The 23,281-nt window shown below is 69.7% G+C and carries 19 protein-coding genes; 11 read left to right on the top strand and 8 right to left on the bottom strand.

Annotated features, from left to right (window positions below; translation table 11 throughout):
- The first annotated feature begins 85 nt into the window (after positions 1-85).
- The 7 genes from AB0J91_RS20940 (at position 86) to AB0J91_RS20910 (ending at position 7,684) form a co-directional block, all read left to right on the top strand.
- Entirely contained in the window at positions 86-742 is a 657-nt protein-coding gene (locus AB0J91_RS20940; protein WP_363871351.1) for a TetR/AcrR family transcriptional regulator, read from the top strand.
- Positions 743-865: 123 nt separating this feature from the next.
- Positions 866-1,990, top strand: coding sequence for an NAD(P)-binding domain-containing protein (locus AB0J91_RS20935; protein ID WP_363871348.1), 1,125 nt, complete (start codon positions 866-868; stop codon positions 1,988-1,990).
- A 429-nt stretch (positions 1,991-2,419) separates the two neighbouring features.
- Positions 2,420-3,919 (top strand): hypothetical protein, encoded by a 1,500-nt coding sequence (locus AB0J91_RS20930; protein ID WP_363871345.1) that lies wholly within the window; start codon positions 2,420-2,422, stop codon positions 3,917-3,919.
- Between the two features lie 71 nt (positions 3,920-3,990).
- Entirely contained in the window at positions 3,991-4,749 is a 759-nt protein-coding gene (locus AB0J91_RS20925) for a Crp/Fnr family transcriptional regulator (protein ID WP_363788239.1), read from the top strand.
- Positions 4,750-4,776: 27 nt separating this feature from the next.
- A complete protein-coding gene (locus AB0J91_RS20920) occupies positions 4,777-5,817 on the top strand; it encodes a MoxR family ATPase (protein ID WP_363871342.1) in 1,041 nt (346 codons plus the stop codon).
- Entirely contained in the window at positions 5,817-6,758 is a 942-nt protein-coding gene (locus AB0J91_RS20915) for a DUF58 domain-containing protein (protein ID WP_363871339.1), read from the top strand. Before AB0J91_RS20920 ends, AB0J91_RS20915 begins: the two co-directional genes overlap by 1 nt.
- Positions 6,746-7,684 carry a VWA domain-containing protein gene (locus AB0J91_RS20910; RefSeq protein WP_363871336.1) on the top strand — a complete coding sequence of 313 codons (939 nt, stop codon included), beginning with the start codon at positions 6,746-6,748 and terminating at the stop codon, positions 7,682-7,684. Before AB0J91_RS20915 ends, AB0J91_RS20910 begins: the two co-directional genes overlap by 13 nt.
- Positions 7,685-7,696: 12 nt before the next feature.
- On the opposite strand, the gene AB0J91_RS20905 is transcribed toward AB0J91_RS20910, so the two are convergent.
- Positions 7,697-8,005 carry an anti-sigma factor gene (locus AB0J91_RS20905; RefSeq protein WP_363871333.1) on the bottom strand — a complete coding sequence of 103 codons (309 nt, stop codon included), beginning with the start codon at positions 8,003-8,005 and terminating at the stop codon, positions 7,697-7,699.
- 330 nt (positions 8,006-8,335) lie between these two features.
- Between AB0J91_RS20905 and AB0J91_RS20900 the strand changes: the two genes are divergently transcribed.
- Positions 8,336-8,875 (top strand): sigma-70 family RNA polymerase sigma factor, encoded by a 540-nt coding sequence (locus tag AB0J91_RS20900; RefSeq protein ID WP_363871331.1) that lies wholly within the window; start codon positions 8,336-8,338, stop codon positions 8,873-8,875.
- 6 nt (positions 8,876-8,881) lie between these two features.
- Here AB0J91_RS20900 and AB0J91_RS20895 read toward each other — a convergent pair whose 3' ends face one another.
- Together AB0J91_RS20895 and AB0J91_RS20890 are read right to left on the bottom strand one after the other, a co-directional pair.
- Complete coding sequence (locus AB0J91_RS20895; RefSeq protein ID WP_363871328.1) at positions 8,882-9,835, bottom strand: trypsin-like peptidase domain-containing protein; 954 nt, start codon at positions 9,833-9,835, stop codon at positions 8,882-8,884.
- A gap of 433 nt (positions 9,836-10,268) precedes the next feature.
- Positions 10,269-11,600 carry an oxygenase MpaB family protein gene (locus AB0J91_RS20890; protein WP_363871325.1) on the bottom strand — a complete coding sequence of 444 codons (1,332 nt, stop codon included), beginning with the start codon at positions 11,598-11,600 and terminating at the stop codon, positions 10,269-10,271.
- Positions 11,601-11,663: 63 nt separating this feature from the next.
- Here AB0J91_RS20890 and AB0J91_RS20885 point away from each other — a divergent pair, with 63 nt between their 5' ends.
- On the top strand, positions 11,664-12,278 hold the full coding sequence (locus tag AB0J91_RS20885) for a TetR/AcrR family transcriptional regulator (RefSeq protein WP_363871322.1): 615 nt from the start codon (positions 11,664-11,666) through the stop codon (positions 12,276-12,278).
- Between the two features lie 43 nt (positions 12,279-12,321).
- Here AB0J91_RS20885 and AB0J91_RS20880 read toward each other — a convergent pair whose 3' ends face one another.
- Together AB0J91_RS20880 and AB0J91_RS20875 are read right to left on the bottom strand one after the other, a co-directional pair.
- A complete protein-coding gene (locus tag AB0J91_RS20880) occupies positions 12,322-13,572 on the bottom strand; it encodes an SLC13 family permease (protein ID WP_363871319.1) in 1,251 nt (416 codons plus the stop codon).
- 32 nt (positions 13,573-13,604) lie between these two features.
- Entirely contained in the window at positions 13,605-14,708 is a 1,104-nt protein-coding gene (locus AB0J91_RS20875) for a PrpF domain-containing protein (RefSeq protein ID WP_363871316.1), read from the bottom strand.
- Between the two features lie 119 nt (positions 14,709-14,827).
- Between AB0J91_RS20875 and AB0J91_RS20870 the strand changes: the two genes are divergently transcribed.
- A complete protein-coding gene (locus AB0J91_RS20870; protein ID WP_363788228.1) occupies positions 14,828-15,781 on the top strand; it encodes a LysR family transcriptional regulator in 954 nt (317 codons plus the stop codon).
- A gap of 50 nt (positions 15,782-15,831) precedes the next feature.
- A complete protein-coding gene (locus AB0J91_RS20865; protein WP_363871313.1) occupies positions 15,832-16,347 on the top strand; it encodes an isochorismatase family protein in 516 nt (171 codons plus the stop codon).
- A gap of 5 nt (positions 16,348-16,352) precedes the next feature.
- On the opposite strand, the gene AB0J91_RS20860 is transcribed toward AB0J91_RS20865, so the two are convergent.
- The 3 genes from AB0J91_RS20860 to benC form a co-directional block, all read right to left on the bottom strand.
- Positions 16,353-19,031 carry a LuxR C-terminal-related transcriptional regulator gene (locus tag AB0J91_RS20860; RefSeq protein WP_363871311.1) on the bottom strand — a complete coding sequence of 893 codons (2,679 nt, stop codon included), beginning with the start codon at positions 19,029-19,031 and terminating at the stop codon, positions 16,353-16,355.
- Positions 19,032-19,170: 139 nt separating this feature from the next.
- Positions 19,171-20,514, bottom strand: a complete 1,344-nt coding sequence (locus AB0J91_RS20855; protein WP_363871308.1) for an MFS transporter — start codon at positions 20,512-20,514, stop codon at positions 19,171-19,173.
- Positions 20,515-20,633: 119 nt separating this feature from the next.
- On the bottom strand, positions 20,634-23,279 hold the full coding sequence (benC, locus tag AB0J91_RS20850) for a benzoate 1,2-dioxygenase electron transfer component BenC (protein ID WP_363871305.1): 2,646 nt from the start codon (positions 23,277-23,279) through the stop codon (positions 20,634-20,636).
- Between the last annotated feature and the right edge of the window lie 2 nt (positions 23,280-23,281).

Genomic DNA, 23,281 nt, shown 5'->3' with positions numbered 1-23,281 from the left:
TGACACCTGTCAGATTAGACGTATTCTGACAGCCGTCAAGTCGAGTCCTGGGAACAGGCCGCACGACCGCGGGGAGAATGAGCGCATGACGGCAGAGGAGTCGGTGACCACGCGCGGCCCGGGGCGTCCCTCGGCGGCCACGCCTTCAGCACCCGCCGAAGCCGAGGTCCTCCGGCTCGGCATGGAAGCGTTCGCCGAGCTCGGCTACGACCGCACCTCGGCCAGGGAACTGGCGCGACGGCTCGGCGTCAGCCACAACTTCATCAACGACCGCTACGGTTCCAAGGCCAACTTCTGGCGCGCCGTGGTCGATTCGGCGCTGGCCGACGACCAGCGGGAACGACGGCGGCTCCTCGACGCCGACCTGGGCGACGCCGAGCTGGTCCGGACCGTGATCACGCACTTCTACCAGGCCGCCGTGGAAGCCCCGCTGCTCGGACGCGTGCTGGCCGACGAGTTCGCCCACGAATCCGAACGCCTCGATTACCTCTACGACAACTACGTCAACCCCACGCTGGCGCCGCTCGTCCCCGCCGTCGAAAGGCTCATGGCCGACGGACGCATGCCCAGCGTTCCCGTGGACGTGCTCTTCTTCGCCGTCATCAGCCCCGTTGCGGCCCTGGTGCAACTCCCGCTCGCGCACCGGCTCGGCCGCGCCCGCCCCGTGACCCGGGAGAGCCAGGAGAACACCGCGCGCCACATGGCCGAGCTCATCACAGGCGGTCTCCTCGACCGGACCTGAAGATCTCCCAGCCGTCCGCGATCACGACCCCTTCGGCGGCAGTGTTCTGCGCCACCGGCCGGAATTCGTGGTCGTGTCCGTTGTTGAACGGCATGCGCAGCCGTGCGACGTCCGGAGAGCAGCATGCAGGTGTCCCCGAATCCCGCGAAGTCCCGCGCGGCGACGGTGGTGGTCATCGGTGGAGGCCAGTCCGGTCTGTCCGCGGGCTACCACCTGCAGCGCCGGGACTTCCGCAGCGCGCTGGAGAACCCCGATTCCGAGAAGACCTTCGTCGTGCTCGACGCCGGTCAGGCGCCCGGTGGGGCGTGGCGGCACCGCTGGGAGTCGCTGCGCATGGCGACCGTGAACGGCATCTTCGACCTGCCCGGGTTCGCCCAGCCCCCGATCGACCCGGACGAGCCCAGCCGCGTGGCGGTGCCGCGGTACTTCGACGCCTTCGAGGAGGCGACCGCGCTTCCGATCCTGCGGCCGGTGACCGTCAACGCCGTCCGCCTCGGTCTCAACGGCACCCTGGTGGTCGAGACCGACCACGGCTCGTGGATCGCGCGCGCGATCATCAACGCCACCGGAACCTGGTCCAATCCGGTCCTGCCCCACTACCCCGGGCAGGAGACGTTCACCGGCATCCAGCTGCACACCCGCGACTACGTCTCCGCCGAGCGGTTCGCCGGATCACGCGTGGCCGTCGTCGGCGGTGGCATCTCCGCGCTGCAGCAGCTGGAGGAGATCTCCCGGGTGGCGACCACCTTCTGGTACACCCGCCGCGAACCGGTGTTCCGCGACGGCGAGTTCGACAGCTCCGCCGGGCGCGAGGTCGTCGCCAAGGTCGCCGCCGACGTGGAGGCCGGCAGGCCCGCCGGAAGCGTCGTGTCCTACACCGATCTCCTGTGGACGCCGTACGCGCTGGCCGCCCAGGCGCGCGGAGCGCTGCAACGCCACCCCATGTTCAGCGCGATCGAACCGACCGGTGTCCGAGAAGCCGACGGAACTTTCACCCCGGTGGACACGATCCTGTGGGCCACCGGGTTCAAGCCCGCCCTCGCCCACCTCGATCCGCTCGGGCTGCGCAACGAGCTCGGCGGCATCCAGGTGCGCGGCACCCAGGTCGTCGGAGAACCGCGGATCCACCTGACCGGTTTCGGGCCCTCGCAATCCACGGTCGGTGCCAACCGAGCGGGCCGCGAGGCGGTCACCGCCCTCGTCCGGCACTTCCGCTTGCAGGGCAAGGGGAATCTCGCCCGGGCTTGAACCCGCGGAGAGATCCCGCAGGCCATTCGCGCGTTCCCGTTCACCGTTGGTTCTCAGGTACCACTGGCGCTGACACCTCGCGCAGATCGCCACTGCCGTCACCACTTCGTCCGATTTCGAACATTTCGAAAGGTTTTCCTCCAGGTCGGCGTTTCCTCGAGTACGGATTCGCATGACATGCGGGAGGAGACCGTGATGTCCAGTAGCAAACGAGCACGCACGGAGAGAACGCGTCGCACGGCAGCAGTAATCGCCGCTGCCGGCGCGAGCGGCGTGCTGATCGCGATGGGTGGCACCGGGATTGCCCAGCCACCGCCACCGCCACCGGCTCCGCCTGCTCCGGCACCCCCTGCACCGCCGCCCCCTGGCCTCGAGGAGCAGCCTCCTGGTGGTCAGCAGCCCGGCCAGGACGAGGGGCGTGGCGATCAGATGAACGGCGGGATCGACACCGGCATGACCGTTGAATCGGTGCAGGTCGTCAGCCAGGATCTCGACGACAACGCGCCGGAGCAGGTGGAGTACCGCTTCGCCAAGTCCGTCAGCGACGTGGGAGATCCGGGGTCCTTCCAGCTGTCCGGCTTCGCCACCAATGCCTCGGTCACGGCGCAGAGCGCGCAGATCAAGAGTGGCGACACCAACACGGTGCTCACCGAGTACGCGCCCGGAACCGATGTCGAGGCGTTCACGGTGGCGATCACCGATTCCCAGGCGGTGGAGAACGAGAGCGGTCGCACCAACCTGCCCAACACCGTCGAGCTCCAGGGCGGCGAGGGCGGCGTCAGCGGCACCGACGCTCCGCGGCTGGAGAGCGCGCGCTCGAACGACACCCTCGATCAGGTGACCTACACGTTCGACCGCAACCTCAAGGAGGACGGCGGCGGAGCCGACGCCTCCAAGTTCGGTCTCTACACCCGCGATGGCCGGGCGATCGACGGGCAGTCCATCGTCACCTCCAACGACGACACGGTCACCGTCCAGTTCGACTCCCAGGTCGGGGACGGCGTGCGGCAGTTCGCCAAGGCCGATGCCGTCAGCGACACCCGGGGCGTGAAGAACGCACCGACGTCCACGGGCGAGGACACCACCGGGCCGAACCTGGCCTCCATCAGCGGACTCGTCGGCAAGACGCAGTTCGACTACAAGTTCGATGAGCCAGTGACCGCCGAGGACGCCAAGAAGTTCACGGTCTACACCGCGGACGGCAAGGCGATCCAGGGCGACAGCATGGTGCAGCCCTCACCGGACACCATTCGGGTCGCGTACCCGGAGATCCAGAACTACGGCGACCAGATCAGCTTGGCCGCAGTGGACGAGGGTGCCGCTGAGTCGTCCGATGGCTCCGCCACCCCGAACGCCGTGGGTGACCAGAGCGTCGGCGGCGACAGGTCGGGCAGCCTCACCTCGGGTCCGGATCTCACGGGCTCCTCGGTCGACTCCGAGACCGGCCAGGTTCGCCTGGACTTCGACGAGAAGATCGACGACAGCAAGGAATACGACAAGGCCGGCTTCCAGCTGGTCACCTCGGCCGGCGACCGGATCGAAGCCAGGGACGTCGTCGAGGTCGACGAAAACAGCGTCGTGGTCAGCTTCAACCGGGCATCCGCTGAGGCTTCCGACTCCGTGACGATCAAGAGCAACGCGGTCCAGGACGAGCAGGGCAACGGCAACCTGCTTTCCAACCGGGGCCTGGGCGGCGGCGACACCACCGCTCCCGCACCCGACCAGCCGGGCCAGTCCGATCAGGACGGTCTCGAGGAGCAGGCACCTGCGACTCAGCAGAGCGACGAGCAGGACGACCTGAACCGCGACAACGACCAGAATGATCAGGACAACAACCTGGACGACAACCAGAACGACAGCAACCAGGACAACGACCGGACCGATCAGAACAACCAGCACAACGATCGGGACAACGACGGTCCCAACTGATAACCACCCGGTGTGCCTCGCTGCGACTCATTCGGAGCGAGGCACACCACTACAGCGGAGGAGGCGCAACGATGTCGGAGACACCGTCGCGCGCCACCGGCGGACCGGCCCCGTCGCCGAGCTCGAAGGGCCCGATGACGGGGCCGTCGGCCGCTTACCCGGCGCCGCACCGGGATCCCCTCTCCGGGACGTCCTCTTTCATCGATCAGCAACTGCGCACCGCACTTCGGGTGCTCGCGCCCAATCTGCGGCACCACAGCCTCTCACCCGGCGATCGCATCTTCGGCGTGGGAGCGACCGTCGGGGCGGTGTCCATCATCGAACGGGGACTCGTGGCACTGCGCAGCCCCGGTTCAGCGACGCTGATGCTGCTGCGGGAGAGCGGGATCGTCGGCGACGTCGAGGTGATGACCGAGATTCGGGCGGAGAAGGAAGCGATCGCTCTGCTCGACACCGACATCATCCGCCTGCCCGGCGACGAGTTCCGGTGGCTGATCCAGCGCTACCCGGAGTTCGCCCTGCGGTGGAGCGATGCGATGGCGTGCCGGATGGCCGGGTACGAACGCCGACTGCTCGACATGCTGGCCGGCGATCTGCGGGCGCAGGTCTCATCCCTGCTGCTGCACGAGTTCGCCGATGCCAACGTCACGCACCTGACCCACCAGATGATCGCCGAACTGCTCGGCGTGCAGCGCACCAGCATCAGCCGCGTGGTGAGCCAACTCGCCCATCACGAGATCGTCGAAAGCGGTTACGCGCACATGCGATTGCGCGACCGCGCCGCGCTCGCCCGCGTCGCGCTCGGATATTCGGCGGGCAGCCACACCTGAGATCTCTACCAGGCGGGAGTTCGACCAATGAACGAGAACACGGCGTGGAACCTGGGTGAGGAGTCCGAGATCCTCCGCCATCGCGAAGGCGAGGTGATGCGCGGACTGCTCTGGGAGCTCAAGAAGGTCATCGTCGGCCACGAGCCGGAAACCGAGGAGATCGTCGTATGCCTGCTCGCCGGTGGGCACTGCTTGCTCGAAGGGCTTCCCGGGGTCGCCAAGACGCTGACCATCAAGACGCTCGCCCAAGCCGTCGACGTGGATTTCACCCGCATCCAGTTCACGCCCGACCTCGTACCGTCGGACATCGTCGGGACGCGCATCTACCGGGCGTCGCGCGAGGAGTTCGACATCGAACTGGGTCCGGTGTTCACCAACTTCGTGCTCGCCGACGAGATCAACCGCGCACCGGCGAAGGTGCAGTCGGCGATGCTGGAGGTCATGGCCGAGCGGCAGGTCAGCATCGGCGGGCAGACGTGGGCGATGCCGCGCCCGTTCCTGGTGATGGCCACGCAGAACCCGATCGAGACCGAAGGCGTCTACCCGCTGCCCGAAGCGCAGCGCGACCGCTTCCTCGTCAAGATCCTCATCAACTACCCGCAGGCGGGCGACGAATTGGAGATCGTGCGGCGGATGAGCACCGGGACACCGGTCCCGAAGCAGGTCCTCGACGCCGAGCGGCTCACCGCGCTGCAGGACGCCGCCACCCAGGTCTACGTCGATCCTCTGGTGATGGAGTACGCGGTGGCGCTGGTGATGTCCACCCGCACGCCCAGCGAACTCGGTTTCGCCGACATCGCGCCCTACCTCTCGGTCGGCGCGAGCCCTCGCGCCAGTCTCGGCCTGATCGCCGCGGCGCGAGCGTTCGCCCTCATCCACGGCCGCGGCTACGCGGTCCCCGAGGACGTCCACCACCTCGCGCCGGCGGTGCTGCGGCACCGGCTGGTCCTGACCTACGAGGCGCTGGCCGACGGGGTCACCGCTGACGACATCATCCACAAGCTGCTGGATCGCGTGCACCAGCCCCGGCCGGCCAAGAGCAGGTCTTCGCTCTGGGGTCGTTCCTGATGCGGGCGCATCACGAGCAGCCCGCCACCCGGCGGGTGCTGGCTCAGCTGGAGCTGCTCATCTCGCAGCGGCTGGCCGGTGCCGTGCACGGCGACTACCAGGGTTTCTTCCCGGGGCCGGGCGACGAGGCCGGCGAGGGGCGGCTCTACGTGCCCGGCGACGACGTGCGCATGATCGACTGGAACCTCTCCGCCCGCACGACGCACACCCACGTCCGCGACCCGATCCGCGACCACGAGCTCGACGTGTGGCTGGTCGTGGACCTGTCCGCGAGCCAGTCCTTCGGCACCCGGGGTGGTGAGAAGCGGGAACTCGCGCTGTTCGGCGCTGCCGCGTTCGGGTTCGCCGCCACGTGGCTGGCCAACCGCATCGGCGCGGTGCTGCTCATCGACGGCGACACCGAGGTCAGGCCCCTGCGCTCGGGGAAGATCCACCTGCAGGCGACCTTGCACCGCATCGCCCAGCTCAACACCCGCAGCGCCCGGCCCGAACGACCCGTCGGCCGCACCGACCTCAGGCCCGCCCTGACCCAGGTCGGGACGGTCGCACGTCGCCGCGGGTTCGTCGCGGTCATCTCCGACTTCCTCGTCCAGCCGGGCTGGGCCAACGATCTGCACCGGCTGTCCCAACGCCACACGGTGGTGGCCGTCGAACTAGTCGATCCGCTCGAACTGCGGCTTCCCGCGGTCGGATCGCTGGCGGTCGAGGACCCCGAAACCGGTTCGAGGCTGACCATCGACACCCTCGACGGCCAGCTGCGCGAGCGCTACGAGGAGGCGGCCCGGCAGCAGAGGGAACGGATCGCCCGCATCATCCGCGACGCCGGAGCCGAGCACCTGCAGCTGCGCACCGATCAGGACTGGATCGGCCAGCTGGTCCGCTTCTTCCAACTCCGGCGGCACCGACAATACGGCTATCGGCGGTCATCATGGGTGGTCTGAGCTTCGCGACACCGGCATGGTTGTGGCTTCTCGTGCTCGTCGCGGCCCTGGCAGTGGGTTATTTTCTCGTCCAGCGCCGGCGTCTTCGATACACGGTCACGCTGACCAACCTCGACCTGCTCGCCTCGGTGATGCCTCGGCGACCGGCGTGGCGCCGCCACGTGCCGCCCGCGCTGTTGCTGCTCGCCACGCTGATCATGGTGCTGGGCCTGTCCGGGCCGACGGTCCGGATGCCCGATCCAGAGCGGAACAGCGTCGTCATGCTGGCCGTGGACGTGTCGCCCTCGATGTTGGCCAACGACGTACCGCCGAACCGCTCCGAGGCCATGAAGTCCGCGGTCCGGGACTTCCTGACCTCGGTGCCGGAGGACACCCAGGTGGGGCTGGTCAGCTTCGCCGCCTCGGCCAACGTCGACGTCCCGCCCACGCGGGACCACCAAGCGATCACCGATGCCCTCGGCAGGCTGAACTTCCAGTCGAACACATCGCTGAGCCAGGCGGTGCTGACCGCGCTCAACACCGTGCGCACCACGGGCGGCGGTTCCGCGGGCATCGTGCTGCTCTCCGACGGCGCGAGCAACACAGGACCACCGCCGGAGGCGGCGATCGACGCGGCCCGCGCCGCCCGGGTCCCGGTGTCGACGATCGCGCTGGGAACGCCGACCGGGAAGGTCCAGCTCGCCAGGGGGCCTGTGGACGTTCCCCTCGACACCCGGGAATTGGAACGCCTGGCCCGGGACACCGGCGGACTGACGTTCACCGCCGCCAACGAAAGTCAGTTGCAGGCCATCTACAGCAACATCGGTGAGTCGGTCTCGCCGCCGATCGTTCCCGTCGACATCAGCAGCTGGTTCTTCCTCTCCGCGCTCATCGCGATGGTCGCGGCAGCCGGGTTGTCGCTCGTCTGGTTCGCAAGAATGCCGTGATGTCGGTGAATTTCAGTCCCGGTAGCGCAAGTCCATCGCGAAGCGCCGCAAGCGGGACGATGCCGCTTCGTCGAAGCACTTCCTGCGGTCCGCGAGGCTGCTCTTGATGTCGAGGTACAGCCGCGTTTCCGCTTCACACGCCCGGCACTTGTCCAGATGACGCTCGAATTCCTCGAGCTCCGACGGGTCCAGCTCCCGATCGATGTACCGCTGCAGCAAGGAAAGCGTCTCCACGCATTGCCTGGTGCGCTCGTCCTTGGCGCGCTGCGCCCACTGCTGTGACCGATGATCTCGCCGCAGGGGCCCGAACCATGCAGGCACGGCACACCACCTTCCCGGCTCTCACCTCGCGTGGGTGCAGACAACGCTCATTCTACACCGCGGTCATCGGCCGCATTTCCGCGTAGGGCGGCAGACTTCCGCATCCTCGGAGTGTGACTTTGTGCCCTTATTGCCATCTCTATTACCCAGGATCCTTGGCCTTAAGCCGGATAGCTCCAAGAACAACACGATTGGCACTGAATGGAAGGCCCGATCCCTGCCCCCGGTAGAGGTGAACGCTCTCGCTCAACGCGGTCACGCACTCCGCGGTCAGGCGTCTTCCACGAAGAAGGGGGTGTCGAGACAGTGGACAAGTCCGACACTTTCTCCGTGGTCGAAAAGCAGCAGTTGTTCGACCGGTACATCGTCCCCGAGATCCCACTGCTGCTGCGGGTGGCGCGATCGCTCACCAACCAACCCGCTGACGCCGAGGACCTGGCTCAGGACACGCTGCTGCTGGCGTACCGCGGAATCACGAGTTTCGACGGCTACTTCCCACGAGCGTGGCTGCTGCGGATCCTGCACAACACCCACGTCAGCAGGGTTCGCCGCCGCACTCCTCTGCTGATCTTCGGCGCTGCCGATCGCGACGAGACCATCAGCGATCCCGCACCGCACGTGTCACCGGAGGACGTCGTCGTTGACGACTCCTTCGACTACGCCGTCGAGCAGGCCCTCGGGATGCTGCGACAGCCGAACAAGAGGGTGATCGACCTCGTCGACATCGAGGGCCTCTCGTACGCGGAGGCCGCCATCGCGCTCGACGTCCCGATCGGAACCGTGGTGAGCCGCCTTCACCGCGCCCGCAAGCAGATTCGCGAGCACCTGGCCGACCACGGCGGGGGCCCGCACCGGCGGGCCCACCGGTGACTCCTCCTACCGGGCCGGCTGCTCGATCAACCCGCGAGCCTGGTCGATCGGCACGGTGAACCCGAGCCCGGCCGCCTCGTCGCCCTGCTTGGTACCGGCGACGGCGGTGTTGATGCCGACGACTTCACCGTCCATGTTGACCAGCGGTCCGCCGGAGTTCCCGTGGTTGATCGCAGCATCGGTCTGAATCGCGTTGCCGAGTCCGGTGCCCTTCCCGGTCGGGACGGTGCGGTGCAGCGCGCTGACGATCCCGCTGGTGACCGTGCCGGGCAGGCCCAGTGGTGAACCGATGGCGATGACCTGCTGACCGACCTCGGGCTCCGACCCGTAGGCGAGCTTCGCGGGCGTGAGGCCCTGCACCCCGTCGGCCTGGACGACCGCGAGATCGGCGCGGGGATCCTGCTGCAGCACCCGCGCGGGTGCCTTCTTGCCGTCGTTGAACGTCACCGTCAGCGTTGCGCCGCTCGCGGCCTTGGCCACGACGTGGTTGTTGGTCAGGATGCGCCCGCCTTCGTCCACGACGACACCGCTACCGGTGCTCTTGCCCTGGGGGCCGGCGAGGTCGAGGGACACGACGCTGGGCTGCACGGCAGCCGCGGTCGCCTGCGGGGATGCGGCGGGCTGGGAAGCGTACGAGGCGAGTCCGTAGGTCGCGACGGCGGTGGCTCCGCTGCTCAGCAGCGCCGCGGCCACCACCACGGCGGTCACGCCGTGACGCTTGGGCGAACGCTTCAGAGCGACGTGCTCGGGAAATCGGGGGCGGGGCATCTGCTTGAACCGCTCGCCCAGCCTCTGCATCGACGACGGCCGGGGAGCCTCGTCGAGCGACGGATCAACAGCTTCGGTGTTGGTCTCCGCGGGCCCGGTCGAACCCCACGGGTCATAGCTGAAGGGGTAGTCGTTGCGCGCCCGCTGGTACTGAGCGGGCGTGTACGGAGTGTGAGTGGGGGCTTGCTCCATGGCCGAAAGTCTCCGTAACACACCCAAAGATCGCCAGGCTTTCTTACGTAGAGTGCATCACTCCACGCCTGACCGGGACTAAATACCCGGAATTTCGTCATCCGTTCGAGTGAAGATCCAAGTGTCACCCACGGGCACTCGTCGGAAGCACCCGCTGAGACAGGTGGGAATGGAGTTGTTTCTGCGTCAGCCGGGGCGAATGTGACCACGTTCCAACGCGATCCGATCGGCCGAGGAGTCACCCTACGTGGGCTCGCGCTGACCAGGATTCACGACAATGACTGCACGGCGGGCATTTCCCAACACGCTACCAACGTCGTGCGAACGAGTCACCTCGTCCGCCGTCCACGATGGAAACCGGGTCATCGTCGCGCATTCCTCGATCTCGCCGAATATCGGTTGCCGTCTCACGACTTCGGCGATCGGGAGCGGGTCAGGTGGCACTTCTGGTCGCTCTCCGGGGGTACGTGGCGGCATCGGTGGCGTACTCGGGGTTTCCGTACTCGGCGAGGCGCTGCTTGACCACGCGGGTGGTGTAGCAGTCGGTCAGCTTCCGCAGGAAGGGTTGTCCTGCGACCACCGACATCGCCACGAAACGGCCCAGCACGAACGGCGCGGTGGCGGCCACGCACGCGGCGTCGACCGGCCCGAACTGGACGCTCATGGCTTCGGCCCGCTTGAGGTCGCCGCCGCAGATCCCCAGGAAGAAGGCCCTGCTCCAGCTGCGCTCGACGGTTTCGGCGGCCTGGTCCAGCAGCGAGTTCCCCTGCCGGAGGTCGGCGGCCATGGTGGAGCGGACCAGCTGCCCGCAGGTCGCGTCGTCGAAACCGCGGCGCAACGTCGCCGCCCGCGCGTGGAAGACATCGATGATCCCGGCCGCCGTGGTGGGCAGGAGTTCTTCGGGCAGGCCGAGCAGGAAGCACCGGTACCGGCTGAACTCCAGCATCGCGCGCTCGCGCGGGGAGAACTCGTCGCGGCCGGCGCTCTTGGCGAGCACCGCCGCCAGGTACATGTTGAACATTCCGGCCGGCATCTGGTCCACCTGCGGCACCGGCACCCCGTACACCTCGGGGTCCCATCCCTCGGGGCTGGTGAGCGCGTTGCAGCGCACCATCGAATGCATCAGCCGCACCATGGCGGCGGCCTGGAAGCCTTCTCCGTAGCGGTCCAGGGCTCCCGGCAACGTCGTCACCGCGAAGAAGTTCGCGGTCTCGTTGACCCGGCGGGAGGCCCGGCGCCCGGTGAGCGCACCGGTCAGCGCCATCGGGAGGGCGGCGTAGGTGTTGATGAAGGTCGCGAGGAACGCACCGCGGGTGATGTAGGGCGACAGGAACGCCGCCCCGATGCGCAGCTGCCGCGCACCCTCCTCGACCAGCTCCACGTCGACCCAATCCGGCGTCGCTTCCATCGATTCGATGAACGCGCGCAGCTCGTCGGGGGCGTCGGCGACCGAATCGACGCCCGAGCGGCACGCCTCCCGCAGCATGTCGATCAGACCCTTGGCGCCGTACTGCTTCGCCAGAGCAGCGTAGGGGTCGGCCACCACGTCGCCGAGCATCGTGGTCGTGCGGATCAGCTCGACGGCCCGCCGGTCGGCGAGGACGGAATCGCGATCGGCGACCCAGGCGGGCAGGTCGGACCTCACCTGCGGGTCGGTCGTGAACCGGTGCGGGGTGCGGTCGAAGTCGATCGAGCCGTAGAGATCGGGCAGCCGTCGGCGTTGTTCGCGGACGCGCTCGGCGAGTTCAGGATGGTGGAGCGCCATTGCGACACCTCAACTTTCAACCTGTCACCGAACACTGACAGGTTGTCAGTTAGAGTGTCAAGGGTGAGCGGATCCCCCAGTGCGCGCAAGCGGATGAGCGCGGCCGACCGCCGCGAGCAGATCCTCGACGTCACGCACGACATCGTCGACGCGGAGGGATTCCACGCCGCGACGCCCAACCGCATCGCCGAGGCCGCGGGCATCACCCGCCCGGTGCTCTACCAGCTCTTCGGCGACCTCGCGGGCCTGTTCGTCGCGCTCGTCGACCGCGAATCCGAGCGAGCGGGAATCCAGTTCGCGAGAGCCACGTCGCAGCTCACCGGGTCCCCGGAGGACGACCGGCTCGTGAGCACGTTCTGCGGCGTGCTCAACGCGGTCGACGAGCATCCCGCGACCTGGCGGCTGTTCCTGTTCCCCCCGCAGGGCGCTCCCCCGCGCCTGCACCAGCGACTCGCCGAATCCGAGGAGCTCGTCCTGCAGTTCCTCCAGCAGGAGCTCGAACGCACCTTCCCGCGCATGCCCGACCCCGAGTACACCGCCAGGATGGTGCACGCCTCCGGCCGCGAACTGCTGCAACGCCGCCTCGTCGATCCCACCCACGCCACCACCGAACGCCTCGTGGGCCTCGTCCGGCACGTGCGGGCCTGGGTGCTGCCGACGCAGGACCTCCCGGCGTGACAGCGCCGCCGGCACGGGAGTCCCGAGCCGGCGGCGCTTCCGGTCAGAGGGAGGCGGGCACGACCAGGAAGCTCCAGGCCAGGATCGGGCCGATGCCCACGATTCCCGCGGTGTAGCCGATGATCTGCTTGTAGAAGCGATCCCGGTCGACGCCTCGGGCGTTGCTGAGCACGAGCGCGCCGTTGGTGGAGAACGGCGAGGTGTCCACGATCGTCGTCGAGATCGCCAGCGCCGCGACGACTCCGACCGCGCTGAGGTGGCTGGCCAGCAGCAGCGGTACGGCGATCGGGATGATCGCGGTGAGGATCGCCGTCGACGAGGCGAACGCCGACACCACCGCCACGACCAGGCACAGCAGCAGCGCGACGAAGAGCGGAGCTCCCATTCCCGCGGCGCCGTGCGAGATCGTCTCGATCGTGCCCGCCTTCTCCAGGATCTCCACGTAGGTCACCATGCCCGCGACCAGCAGGATGGTCGACCAGCTGATCCCCTCGACCGCCTTGGACTGGTTCTTCATGTCCACCAGCGCCAGCACCGCTCCCGCGACCAGGGCCAGGAACCCGATCTGCAGGTGGAACACCAGCGCACCCACCACCAGCGCTGCCAGCGCGACCAGGGTGAGCCCCTGCCGCCACGTCACCTTCGGCTCGGTCGCGGACTCCGCGCCCTCGGCGACGGACTCGGGAGAGGCCTCCGGGGTCTTGCGGCGCAGGAGCAGGAAGGTCAGCACCGACAGCAGCACGTTGAACCCGAAGCTGGCGAGGAACAACGCCAGCGGGGACACCGCGAGCGGGGTGGTGCCGACCATGCCCAGCACGAGCGCACCCGAGACCGCGATCGGCGAGAAGGCACCGGCGTGGGCGCCGCTGATGACCATCATGCCGACCATCAGCTGGCTGATGCCGTAGCGGTAGGCGAAGTTCATGCCGACCGGGACCAGCAGCGCCACCGCGGCCGGCGTGAACGTGCCGAAGGCGGTGAGCACCGCCGCGACGCCGAACAGCACCCACGGCACCAGCGCGGCCTTGCCGCGCACGAGCCTGATCCCGACCCGCACCAGCAGGTCGATCGTGCCGTTGCGCTGCGCCACCGAGAACAGGTAGGTGACACCGACGATCGTGACGAACAACGAGACGGGGAACCCCTCGAAGATCTCGTCCTCGGTGAGCCCGAGCGAGGAGGTGCCCACGACGAACGCGCCGATGAAGGCCAGGATCCCGATGTTGATCGGTAACAGGGTCGCGACGACGAACATCACGCCGAGCGCGCCGATGGAGATCATTTCAGCAGACATCTTTGTCCTTGAGGTGGGAATCAGGCGGAATGCTAGGCGGGAATCGACTCGGGAACCACGATGTCGGCCGCGCAGAGGATGCGGGCGGCGCGGCGGACGGTGACCCGCCGCGGCCCCGACGTGGTGATATCACCGCTGGTGACGGCGATGACACCGGCTGCAGTCGCGATCCGGAGCTCGGTCGCGCCGGGGGCGCTGGACGCCGAGCGGACGACGGAACCGTCGAGCAGGTTGGCGACCGCGACGCCGACCGCCGAGGTGAGCCCGATGGCCGGGTGCGGCGCGTTCATCGACAGCATCCGCACCGACACGTCGTGCTCGGCGGTGGAGACCGCGTCGCCCAGCTGAGTCCGGTAGGCGCGCGGCGGCCCGACGATGCCGACCTTCGGCACCGCGTCGTTGACGGCCGCGCCGGGTGAGGTCAGACCCATCCGCTCGGCCGCGCGGTGCCGGAACCGCCGCAGCGGTTCCACGAGGTCGTCCATCTCGCGGAGGCTTTCGGCTCCGGAGAGGCCTTCGGCGTCCAGCAGGATCATCGGCGCGCCGGCGTCGATCATCGTGACCCGGGCCCGCAGCCCGCCGATCTCCCACTCCTCGACCACGTCGCCCGCGGGCAGCAGCGCGCCGGTGGTGCCACCGGCCGGGTTGAGGAACGTCAACCCCACCGCCACTCCCCCGGCGCGGGTGCCCGGAACGGTCTGGGTGCCGAACTCGGACACCTGCCCGCGCGGCGTGTCCACTTCCGCTTCGAGGACCGCGTCGGTGTTGGTGTTGCGCATGACCACGCGGGTGCGGTCACCGCTGACCGGGACCAGGCCCCGGGCCACCGACCACAGCGCGATCGCGGTCGCGCAGTTGCCGCAGTTGCTGCCCCACTCGACGCGGCCGACCCCGATGCCGACCTGCGCGAACAGGTAGTCCACGTGCACTCCGGGCGTGCCGGAGGGCCGCACGACCGCGGCTTTCGACGTGGTCGGGGTGGCACCGCCGATGCCGTCGAGCTGGACGGGATCAGCGGCACCGTAGGCGTTGACCAACAACGCCTCGATGTCGCTCACCGACGTGGGCAGCTCGGCTTCGTCGAACAGCCAACACTTGCTGGTGCCACCGCGAACCAGCGTTGCCGGAACGTGCACGCCAACCTTCTTCCTCGCTCCGAATCGTTGGCGCTCACCCTGACAAGACCAGCGACTTCAGTACAATGTTCATGTTCTTACGCTGGCTTAAGCAGAGCTAAAGGCTTTTGGGAGGCTCGGTGCTCGACGTCCGCAGGGTGTTGCTGCTGGTGGAGGCCGCCGAACTCGGCTCGCTCACCGCCGCCGCCGACGCGCTGGCCATCACGCCGTCCGCCGCTTCGCAGCAGATGTCCCGGCTGGAAGCGGAGGTCGGACAGCCGCTGCTGCACCGCTTGCCACGCGGCGTCCGGCTCACCGATGCCGGGCACGCGCTGGCCGAGCGCGGCCGCGCCATCCGCCGCGAACTCCGCGGCGCACAAGCGGATCTGGAGTCGCTGGCGCAGCTCGACCGGGGCACGCTGCGCCTGGGGTCGTTCCCGACGGCGAGCGCCTCGCTGCTGCCCCTGGCGCTGACCCGGTTCTCACGCAAGCACCCGGGGATGCGGACCGCGGTGCGCTCGGCGCTGTTCGCCGAGCTGCTCGATCTCCTCGACACCGGCGAGGTCGAGCTGGCGCTGCTGTGGGACTACGAGTGGCACCGCACCGACGAGCAGGCGCTGCACGTCGAGCATCTCCTCGACGACCCGACCGTCCTCGTCGTGCCCGCCAACTCCGAGCTGCTGGAGGAGCCGCGCATCAGCCTGGCCGACCTGGCGAGCCAGGAGTGGATCATCCGCGCCGACAACCACCCGGTCGCCGAGGTGCTGCGGCGCAGTTGCCGGCTCGCCGGTTTCGACCCGAAGATCTCCTACGAATCCCACGACTACCAGGAAGCGCAGGCGATGGTGGCGGCGGGATTGGGAATCGCGATCGCACCGCGCCTGGCGCTGACCAACCGCCGCCACGACGTGCGGCTGGTGCACTTCGCCGACGACGTGCCCGCCCCGACGCGGCGAATCCTGCTGGCCCGCAACGCGAACAGGCCCCCGACTCCGGGCGCCTCGGCCATGACCGACATCATCCGCTCGGTCTCCCAGCGGTTCACCGAGTCCAACCTCCACCGCACCCAGCTCGGCACCGTGCGCACCAGTTGACCCCGCATCGCCGGGAAGCCGTCGCGGGGCGTCGTGCCTAGGCTGGTGCCATGCCGCTGCTGCACGCCAACTCCTCGGTCCTGCTGGTCGTGGACCTGCAGGAACGCCTCATGCCGGCCATCGCGGGCGGTTCTGCCGTGCTGGAGAACAACGCACGGCTGATCCGCGCTGCGACGCGGCTGGGCGTCGACGTGCGGGCCAGCGAGCAGAACCCAGCAGGACTGGGCACGACCGTCGGCGAGATCGCCGAGCTGCTGCCGCGGCCGGCTCAGCCGAAGACGTCCTTCGCCGCCGGGTTCGACCCCGGACCCGGCACCGTTGTCGTGACCGGGTGCGAGACGCACGTCTGCGTGCTGCAGACCGTCTTGGCGCTGCTGAAACGGGGCCGGAACGTCGCGGTGGTCGCCGACGCCGGCGGCAGCCGGGTCGAGTCCCACCGCGAGCGCGCGCTGGACCGGATGCGCGCCCACGGCGCCGACGTCGTCACCACCGAGATGGTGCTCTTCGAATGGCTCCACGACAGCGACAACCCCGCCTTCCGCGAGGTCCTCGAGCTGATCAAGTAGCGGCGTCAGTCCTGTTGCGGCAGGCCGGGGTTGTTGCGGGCGGCGAGTTCCGCGCGGGAGCGGATGCCGAGCTTCGCGTAGACGCGGGTGAGGTGGTACTGCACGGTCTTGCTGGACAGGAACAGCTCCGCCGCGACCTCCTTGTTGGACAGTCCGCGGGCGACCAGCCGCGTGACCGATTCCTCCTGCGGGGTCAGGGCGTCCGCGGTCGGTTCCGGTCTGGTCCGGTGCACGCCACCGGCTTTGAGCTCGCGGTCGCAGCGCTCGACGTAGGTGGTGGCGCCCATGGCCGCGAAGCCGTCCCGGGCGGCGCTGAGCACGACGTCGGCGCGGGCGCGGCGGCGGAGGCGGCGCAGCGTCTGGCCGTAGCTGAAGTTGATGCGGGCCTGGTCGTAGCGCAGCGGCAGCGCGCTGATCAGCTCCAGCGCCTCGTCGAACGATGCCGATGCCGCCGCGACGTCGCCGCGCGCGCCGTGCAGGCGGCCGCGGGCGGCGGTGAGACGAGCGCGCATCGAGGTGTGGTCGCGCTTGACGGCCAGCTTCTCGTGCGGGACCAGGAAATCGTCGGCCTCGTCGAGGCGGCCGAGCAGGACCAGGGCGTGGGCGTACATGTCCTGCCAGGGCCAGTGACCGGGTTCGTCGGTGCTGGCGCTCGGTGACGGTCTGGTCAGCGGGTACAGCGCGCGCAGCACGCCGTCGGAGTCGGCGCGGGCCTCGGCCACGTGCGCTCGGGCGAGCTGGCTGGGGACGCGCATGATCTGGTAGTCACCCGCGCCGGTCGCGCTCCGCAGCAGCACCTCCTCGGTCTCGGCGAACTCGCCGCGCAGCGCGTGCACCGCCGCAGCCGTCCACAGCAGCAGCGGGCCGGTCACCAGGATTCCGGTGCGCTCCTGCATGTCCATCGCTTCGCGCGCGGTGGCCAGCGCCTCGTTCCACTCCCCGGTGAGGAACTGGACCCTGGCGAGCCAGGCGCGGGCCCACAACGAGATCCGGGCGGACCCGCCGAGGTAGGCGGTGGGGATGGAGCTCTCGAAGTCGACCCGGGCGTCGTCGACCCGGTCGGTGATCAGGTTGATCCAGCCGCGGGCCATCGTGGCGCGCTGCCACTGCGCGCCGTGGCGCAGCCGAGCGGTGAGCTCGTCGTAGTGGCGCTGGCCCTGCGTCACGCTGCCGGTCGCGGCCAGGCCGATGCCGCGGATGGCCTCGGCTTCGACCGCGGCCGGCGTGTTCGGTCCCGCCAGCTCGATGGCCCGATCCGCCCACAGGACCAGGTCGCGACCGTCGTAGCGGCACAGCGCGTCCAGCACGTAGCGCTGGCAGATCAGCGCGGCGGTCTCGGGTTCGCGGTCGGTGTTGACGATGTCCCAGGCTCGCCGGAACCTGCTGCCCGCTTCGGCCGCGCGGCCCCGGACCATGGCGAGGTAGCCGAGAACGGCGTCCCGCAACGGGGTTTCGCGGATGCTCTCGACCTCGGGGACCAAGGCCGTGGCGCGGAAGACGTCCCCCGCGCCGATGAGCGCGTCGACCGCGCGGGTGATCAGCGCCTGCTGGTGCTGCGGATCGTCGGTGAGCCGGCTCGCGTCGCTGAGCAGGGTGGCGGCGGTCCCCCAGGCTCCTTCGGCCGCGCGCTCACCGGCCAGCGCTTCGAGCCGGCCCGCCACCTCGGCGTCCGGCACGGGACTGGCCGCGACCAGCAGTCGCAGGGACCGGACCGGGTCGTCGACCAGCTCGGCCGCTCGGCGTTGCAGCGCGGCGCGACTCGCCGGTCCGAGGACGGTGAGCACGGCGGCGCGCACCATCGGATCGGGCGGGCTGACGTAGGTGAGTCCGCGCGGGGCCAGCGCCACGAGGCCCGCGGCCGTGGCTTCGTCCATCAGCGGCAGCGGTTCGCCGTCGAGCTCCGCCAGGGACATGACGTTGCGGACCGGGGCGTCCGTCCCGAGCACGGCGGTGGCCTCGGCGAACCCGCGTGCGCTCGGCGTGCACGTCTCCAGGCTCTCGCGCACGAGGGCCTGGACGGAGGCGGGCGCGGGCAGGGTGGGCTCGAACTGCGACCAGGTCGCGCGGGGAAGCTCGGTGAGCAGCTGCACGGCCGGTCGCGGCCTGCCGAGGGTGTGCCGCCGCAGGCGTTCGGCCATCGACGGGTGCAGCGCGACTCCCCGCGCGGCGGCCAGCTCGCTCATCTGCGCGGCGTCCAGCGGCGGGATGCGCGGCACGTCGGTCGCGATGCGCGGCAGCAGGTCCAGGACCTCCGCCGACGCCCGCCGATCTCCGGTGGTGGAGGTCGCCACCACCCGCAGCGCGGCCTCCGGGTGGTGGCGCTGGGCCGAGGCGAGGGTGCGCAGCGAGTCGAGGTCGCCGAACTGCGCGTCGTGGATCACCAGTGCCGTGCGCGGTGCGAGTCGCGCGACGAGTTCGGCCGCCGCGGCGAGCGGGTTCGCCGTCGGCAGGCCGGGGACGAGCTGGGCGAGCAGGGAACCGGGCTGCTCCGCCTCCCACTCCGCCGCGGTGGCGCGCAGGACCGGGCCGTCGTGACGGCGGGCGAGGTGTTCGGCGAGCGTCGAGCTGCCGATACCGGGCGGGCCGCTGAGCAGCACGAAACGGCTCTGGCCGGTCTGGAGGCTCTGCTCCAGACCGGCCACGAGCTCGGCCCGCCCGATCAGCGGCTGCGCTGGTCGTGTCACGTCCACCTCGTCGTTGGTCCCAGGCCCGGGGCCGCCGGTGGGTCCACGGTGACTCATCACGTCGGCGATGGTCGAGTCACGCGGCCGGGACCCCGATCGCCCGTCGCGGCTCGCACGCCGTGAACGGGCGCGGAACAGCCTAGACCGGCTTCGGGCTGCCGGCCGCCGCTGCGGCCAGCGGCCGTTCCGCCTCCTGCTCGTCGCGCGAGCGGGGCACCAGCAAGGTCACCACTGCCGCGCCCGCGGCGACGGCGGCGAACAGGTAGAACGCCGTGGTGCCGCCGAGGCCCGCTCCGACGAGCAGGCCGCCGACGACGGGACCGACGATGCCGCCGATCCTGCCGAAGCCCGCGCACCACGCGACACCGGCCGCGCGCGCCCTGGTCGGGTAGTAGTTCGACACCAGGCCGTAGATGAGCACCTGCGTTCCGATCGTGCCGATCCCGGCCACCGCGACGGCGAGCAGCAGCACGATCAGGGGCAGTTTCAGCGGGAGCAGCGCGAGGGTGCCCGCCGCGAGGACGAACGTCGTGGCGACCACGCGCTTGGCGCCGGCCCGGTCGGCCCACAGCGACGCGAACAGGCCGCCCACGATGGCTCCGAGGTTCAGCACGAGCAGGAACGCCAGCGAGTACGTCTTGTCGTAGCCGTTGTTGGCCATGATCTGCGGCAGCCAGGTGTTGAGCCCGTAGGTCAGCAGCAGACCTGCGAAGCTCATCAAGCCCAGGAGCGCCGTCGGCCACGCGAGATCCTTCGACGCCAGCGCGGGGAATCCGGCGCGGGTGGTGCCCGCCGGTGCCACCGGTTCGGCGCGCAGCTCGATCCCGGTGCGCTCGGCGAGCGCCTTCGCCTGCTCGACCTTGCCGCGCGAGGCGAGCCACTTCGGTGATTCCGGCAGCTTCACCACCGCCAGCGGGAGCACGAGCACGATCGGCAGGGCCCCGATCCAGAAAAGGCCGCGCCAGCCGACCACGTCGTCGAGCACCAGGGCGAGCAGACCGGCCAGCACGCCACCGGCGGGCACTCCGCTGTAGACGATGGCGTTGAGCCGGTTCCGCCGCCCGGGGTCGGCGAACTCCGCCACCAGCGGTCCGACCGTCGCCACCAGCGCACCGACACCGATACCGGTGAAGAACCGTCCGACGCCGAAAGCGGCGACGCTCTGGGTGAGCGCGGTCGCGCCCATCCCGATGGAGAACCAGGCGAGGTTGATCAGCATGATCCGGCGACGGCCGATCAGGTCACCGAGGGCACCGGCGACCAGCGCGCCCACGAGCACTCCGATGAGCGCGTAGCTGCCGAGGGTGCCCGCCTGGCCGGGCGTGATCGCCCCGAGCTGGGTCGGGTCCTTGAGCAGGGTGGGCAGGACGGTGCCGTAGACGACGAGGTCGTACCCGTCGAACACGAGCACGATGGTGGACAGGGCCACGACCCAGGAGACGGTTCGTTGGCGCCGACGCATCGTTGAGCCGGTTTCGGACATGAGGAACTCTCGATTCGTTCGGAGGGAGGAAAGCGGCCTGATCAGGCCGAACCGGCGGCGCGCGGCCGCACGTGGGAGAGGCGGGACGGGGGCTCTTCTCGCCCCCGCCCCGACCGGCGTCAACCGAGGTCGCCGCCTGCGACCGGCAGGACGCTGCCGGTGATGTAGGACGCCTCGTCGGAGGCGAGGAAGGCGATCGCCGCGGCTTGCTCGTCCAGCGTGCCGTAGCGCTTCATCAGCGAGGTGCTCACGGTCTGGTCGATGTGGGCCTGGAACCAGGCGCGTTCCTCGTCCGTCTCCAGCGCTGACCCTCCGCGCGAGATCCGCCGAGGTGGCGCCTCCGTCCCGCCGGGAGCCGTGGCGACCACGCGGATTCCCGAGTCGGCGCACTCCAGGGCCAGCGACGCGGTGACCGCGTTGATCCCGCCCTTGGCCGCCGAGTACGGGATGCGGTGGACACCGCGCGTGGCGGCGGACGAGACGTTGACGATCACACCGCTGCCGCGCTCGCTCATCGAGGGCAGCACGGCCCGGCAGGTGAACAGCGTCGTCAGCAGCGACCGGCGCAGCTCGGCCTCGATCTGCTCCGGGGTGAACTCGGTGAAGGGCTTGAACCAGATCGCGCCCCCGACGTTGTTGATCAGCACGTCGACGCGGCCGTGACGGGCGATCGCCTCGTCCACCACCGCCTGCGCGCCCTCCCAGGTCTCCAGGTCGGCGACCACGGGCACGCCCGACAGCTCCTCGGCCAGGCCCTCGACCAGCTCCGACCGGTCGGCGAGCACGAGATCGCCGCCCTCGGCGGCGACCCGGCGTGCGGTCCACTCCCCGATGCCCTGGGCCGAGCCGGTCACGACGACGACCTTGCCCGCGAAGCGTCCCGGGGTGATGAACCGCGGCCGCTTCGCCGACTCGGCGTCGGCCATGGCCCGCCGCGTGGTGACCTTAGAACGATCCGCGTGCTCGGCTATCAGCCGACGAGCGGTCGTGCGATCGCCCGCCTCGAAGGCGCTGACGATGTCGAGGTGGTCCTGGGTGCACCGCGGGTGGCACCAGGTGGCGTTGCGCAGCGTCGTCTCCATGTGGCCCTTCACGCCGAGCGCGCGGTAGGCCTGCAGGAGGTGCTCGTTGCCGGTGAGGGTGAACAGGTAGTCGTGGAAGGCCGCGTTGGTCTCGGTGTACTCGGCGGCGTCGACGAACCTGTCGCCGTCGACGTAGGGCACGGCGGACTCGGCGAGCAGCCGATAACCGGCGAGCTGCTGCGAGGTGAGCCTGCCGATGGTGAGTTCGAGCGCGCCCAGTTCCAGCGCCTGGCGCGCCTCGAACACCGCGTCCGACTCGTGCACCGACGGGTGCTCCTCGCCGATCTCGTACCCGCCGGGCGCGGGTGCGGTCAGCGGTTCCAGATCGGACCGCGGCGACAGCACCTCCTGACCGGCGATGGATCGCGCCTCGGCGTTCTCGATCAGGGCTGCACCGGAATCGAGGGCACGGCTACCGCGACCGGTGCCCTGCCAGATCCGCTGCCCGGCGATGAGGCTCGCGGTGACCGCGTCCTCCTCGGCCGACCGCTCGGATCCGGCGTGCAGAGGTGCGATCGCGACGTCCGGGAAGAGGTTCTGCCCGGCGACCTCCCGGCTCCCACCGGGGTTCTCGTCCAGCACGAGCTCGGGCTCGGGTTCGGGTTCGACCTCGGCGGACGGTTCGGGCTCGGGCTCGGGTTCCGGAGCGGCCTCGGGCGGCGGTTCCTGGGTCCCGGTGGCGGCGAGGGCGAACTTCTCGTAGTAGAAGCCGGTCGGCTCGAACCCGTCGTCGGCGAAGTGCTTGCGCACCGCCTCCACCATCGGCGGCGGTCCGCACAGGTAGACCGCGACGTCGCCGCCGTGCAGGTGCTCGTCCCGGATCAGCTTGGTGACGTAGCCCTTGTTGGGCGCTGCGCTGTCGGGGTCGGCGACGCAGTAGTCCCAGGTGAGGTTCTCGATGTCGGCCGCGAGCTCCTCCACCGCGTCGGTCTCGACGAGGTCGTCGTCGGTCGTCACGCCGTAGATCAGGTGCGCGGGGCGCTTGGATCCGCACGCACGCATCTTGCGCAGGATCGACAGGATGGGCGCGAGCCCGGTCCCACCGGCCAGCAGCAGCACCGGGCGGTCGGTCTCGCGCAGGAAGAAGCTGCCGTGCGGCCCCGTGAACGACAACTCGTCGCCGGGCTTCGCGCGCTCGGTGAGGTATTCCGACATCACCCCGCCCGGAGTGATCTTGACCAGGAAGCTCAGGTGGTCCTCGTCGGGCGCGCTGCTGAAGGAGTACGACCGCGTCTGATCGGTGCCGGGCACCGCGATGTTGACGTACTGGCCGGGCAGGAACGCCAGCTTGTCGCGGTCCGGCGTCGTCAGCGTGACCGACACCGTGGTCGGCGAGAGCCGTTCGAGCGCGGTGAGCGTCGCCGGGTACGTCGCCGCCTGCGTCTTGGCCACGGCCGAGGTGCTGGCGATGCGCAGCACCAGGTCGGACTTCGGGGACATGCTGCACGGCAGCACGTAGCCGCGCTCGGCCTCGTCGGAGGTCAGCGCGTCGTCGATGTAGGTCCCGCCGTCGTACTCACCGGACTCGCAGAACGCCTTGCACGTGCCGCAGGCACCGTCCCGGCAGTCCAGCGGGATGTTGATGCGCTGCCGGTAGGACGCGTCGGCCACGGTCTGGTCGGGAGCGCACGTGATGAACCGGGTGACACCGTCCTCGAAGGACAGCGCGACTTGGTGAGTCATGG

Source organism: Saccharopolyspora sp. NPDC049357 (assembly GCF_040677225.1).
GTDB lineage: Bacteria > Actinomycetota > Actinomycetes > Mycobacteriales > Pseudonocardiaceae > Saccharopolyspora.
The sequence above is the reverse complement of the archived record's forward strand: the minus strand, read 5'-3'. Positions and strand labels throughout refer to the sequence as shown.

Excerpts from the sequence above, each read along its gene's own strand:
- AB0J91_RS20890 (WP_363871325.1), bottom strand. The coding sequence starts at position 11,600 with ATGGCGCTCCACCATCCTGAACTCGCCGAGCGCGTCCGCGAACAACGC.
- AB0J91_RS20915 (WP_363871339.1), top strand. The coding sequence starts at position 5,817 with ATGCGGGCGCATCACGAGCAGCCCGCCACCCGGCGGGTGCTGGCTCAG.
- AB0J91_RS20925 (WP_363788239.1), top strand. The coding sequence starts at position 3,991 with ATGTCGGAGACACCGTCGCGCGCCACCGGCGGACCGGCCCCGTCGCCG.
- AB0J91_RS20880 (WP_363871319.1), bottom strand. The coding sequence starts at position 13,572 with ATGTCTGCTGAAATGATCTCCATCGGCGCGCTCGGCGTGATGTTCGTC.
- AB0J91_RS20910 (WP_363871336.1), top strand. The coding sequence starts at position 6,746 with ATGGGTGGTCTGAGCTTCGCGACACCGGCATGGTTGTGGCTTCTCGTG.
- AB0J91_RS20935 (WP_363871348.1), top strand. The coding sequence starts at position 866 with ATGCAGGTGTCCCCGAATCCCGCGAAGTCCCGCGCGGCGACGGTGGTG.
- AB0J91_RS20940 (WP_363871351.1), top strand. The coding sequence starts at position 86 with ATGACGGCAGAGGAGTCGGTGACCACGCGCGGCCCGGGGCGTCCCTCG.
- AB0J91_RS20920 (WP_363871342.1), top strand. The coding sequence starts at position 4,777 with ATGAACGAGAACACGGCGTGGAACCTGGGTGAGGAGTCCGAGATCCTC.
- benC (WP_363871305.1), bottom strand. The coding sequence starts at position 23,279 with ATGACTCACCAAGTCGCGCTGTCCTTCGAGGACGGTGTCACCCGGTTC.
- AB0J91_RS20895 (WP_363871328.1), bottom strand. The coding sequence starts at position 9,835 with ATGGAGCAAGCCCCCACTCACACTCCGTACACGCCCGCTCAGTACCAG.
- AB0J91_RS20865 (WP_363871313.1), top strand. The coding sequence starts at position 15,832 with ATGCCGCTGCTGCACGCCAACTCCTCGGTCCTGCTGGTCGTGGACCTG.
- AB0J91_RS20930 (WP_363871345.1), top strand. The coding sequence starts at position 2,420 with ATGAACGGCGGGATCGACACCGGCATGACCGTTGAATCGGTGCAGGTC.
- AB0J91_RS20855 (WP_363871308.1), bottom strand. The coding sequence starts at position 20,514 with ATGTCCGAAACCGGCTCAACGATGCGTCGGCGCCAACGAACCGTCTCC.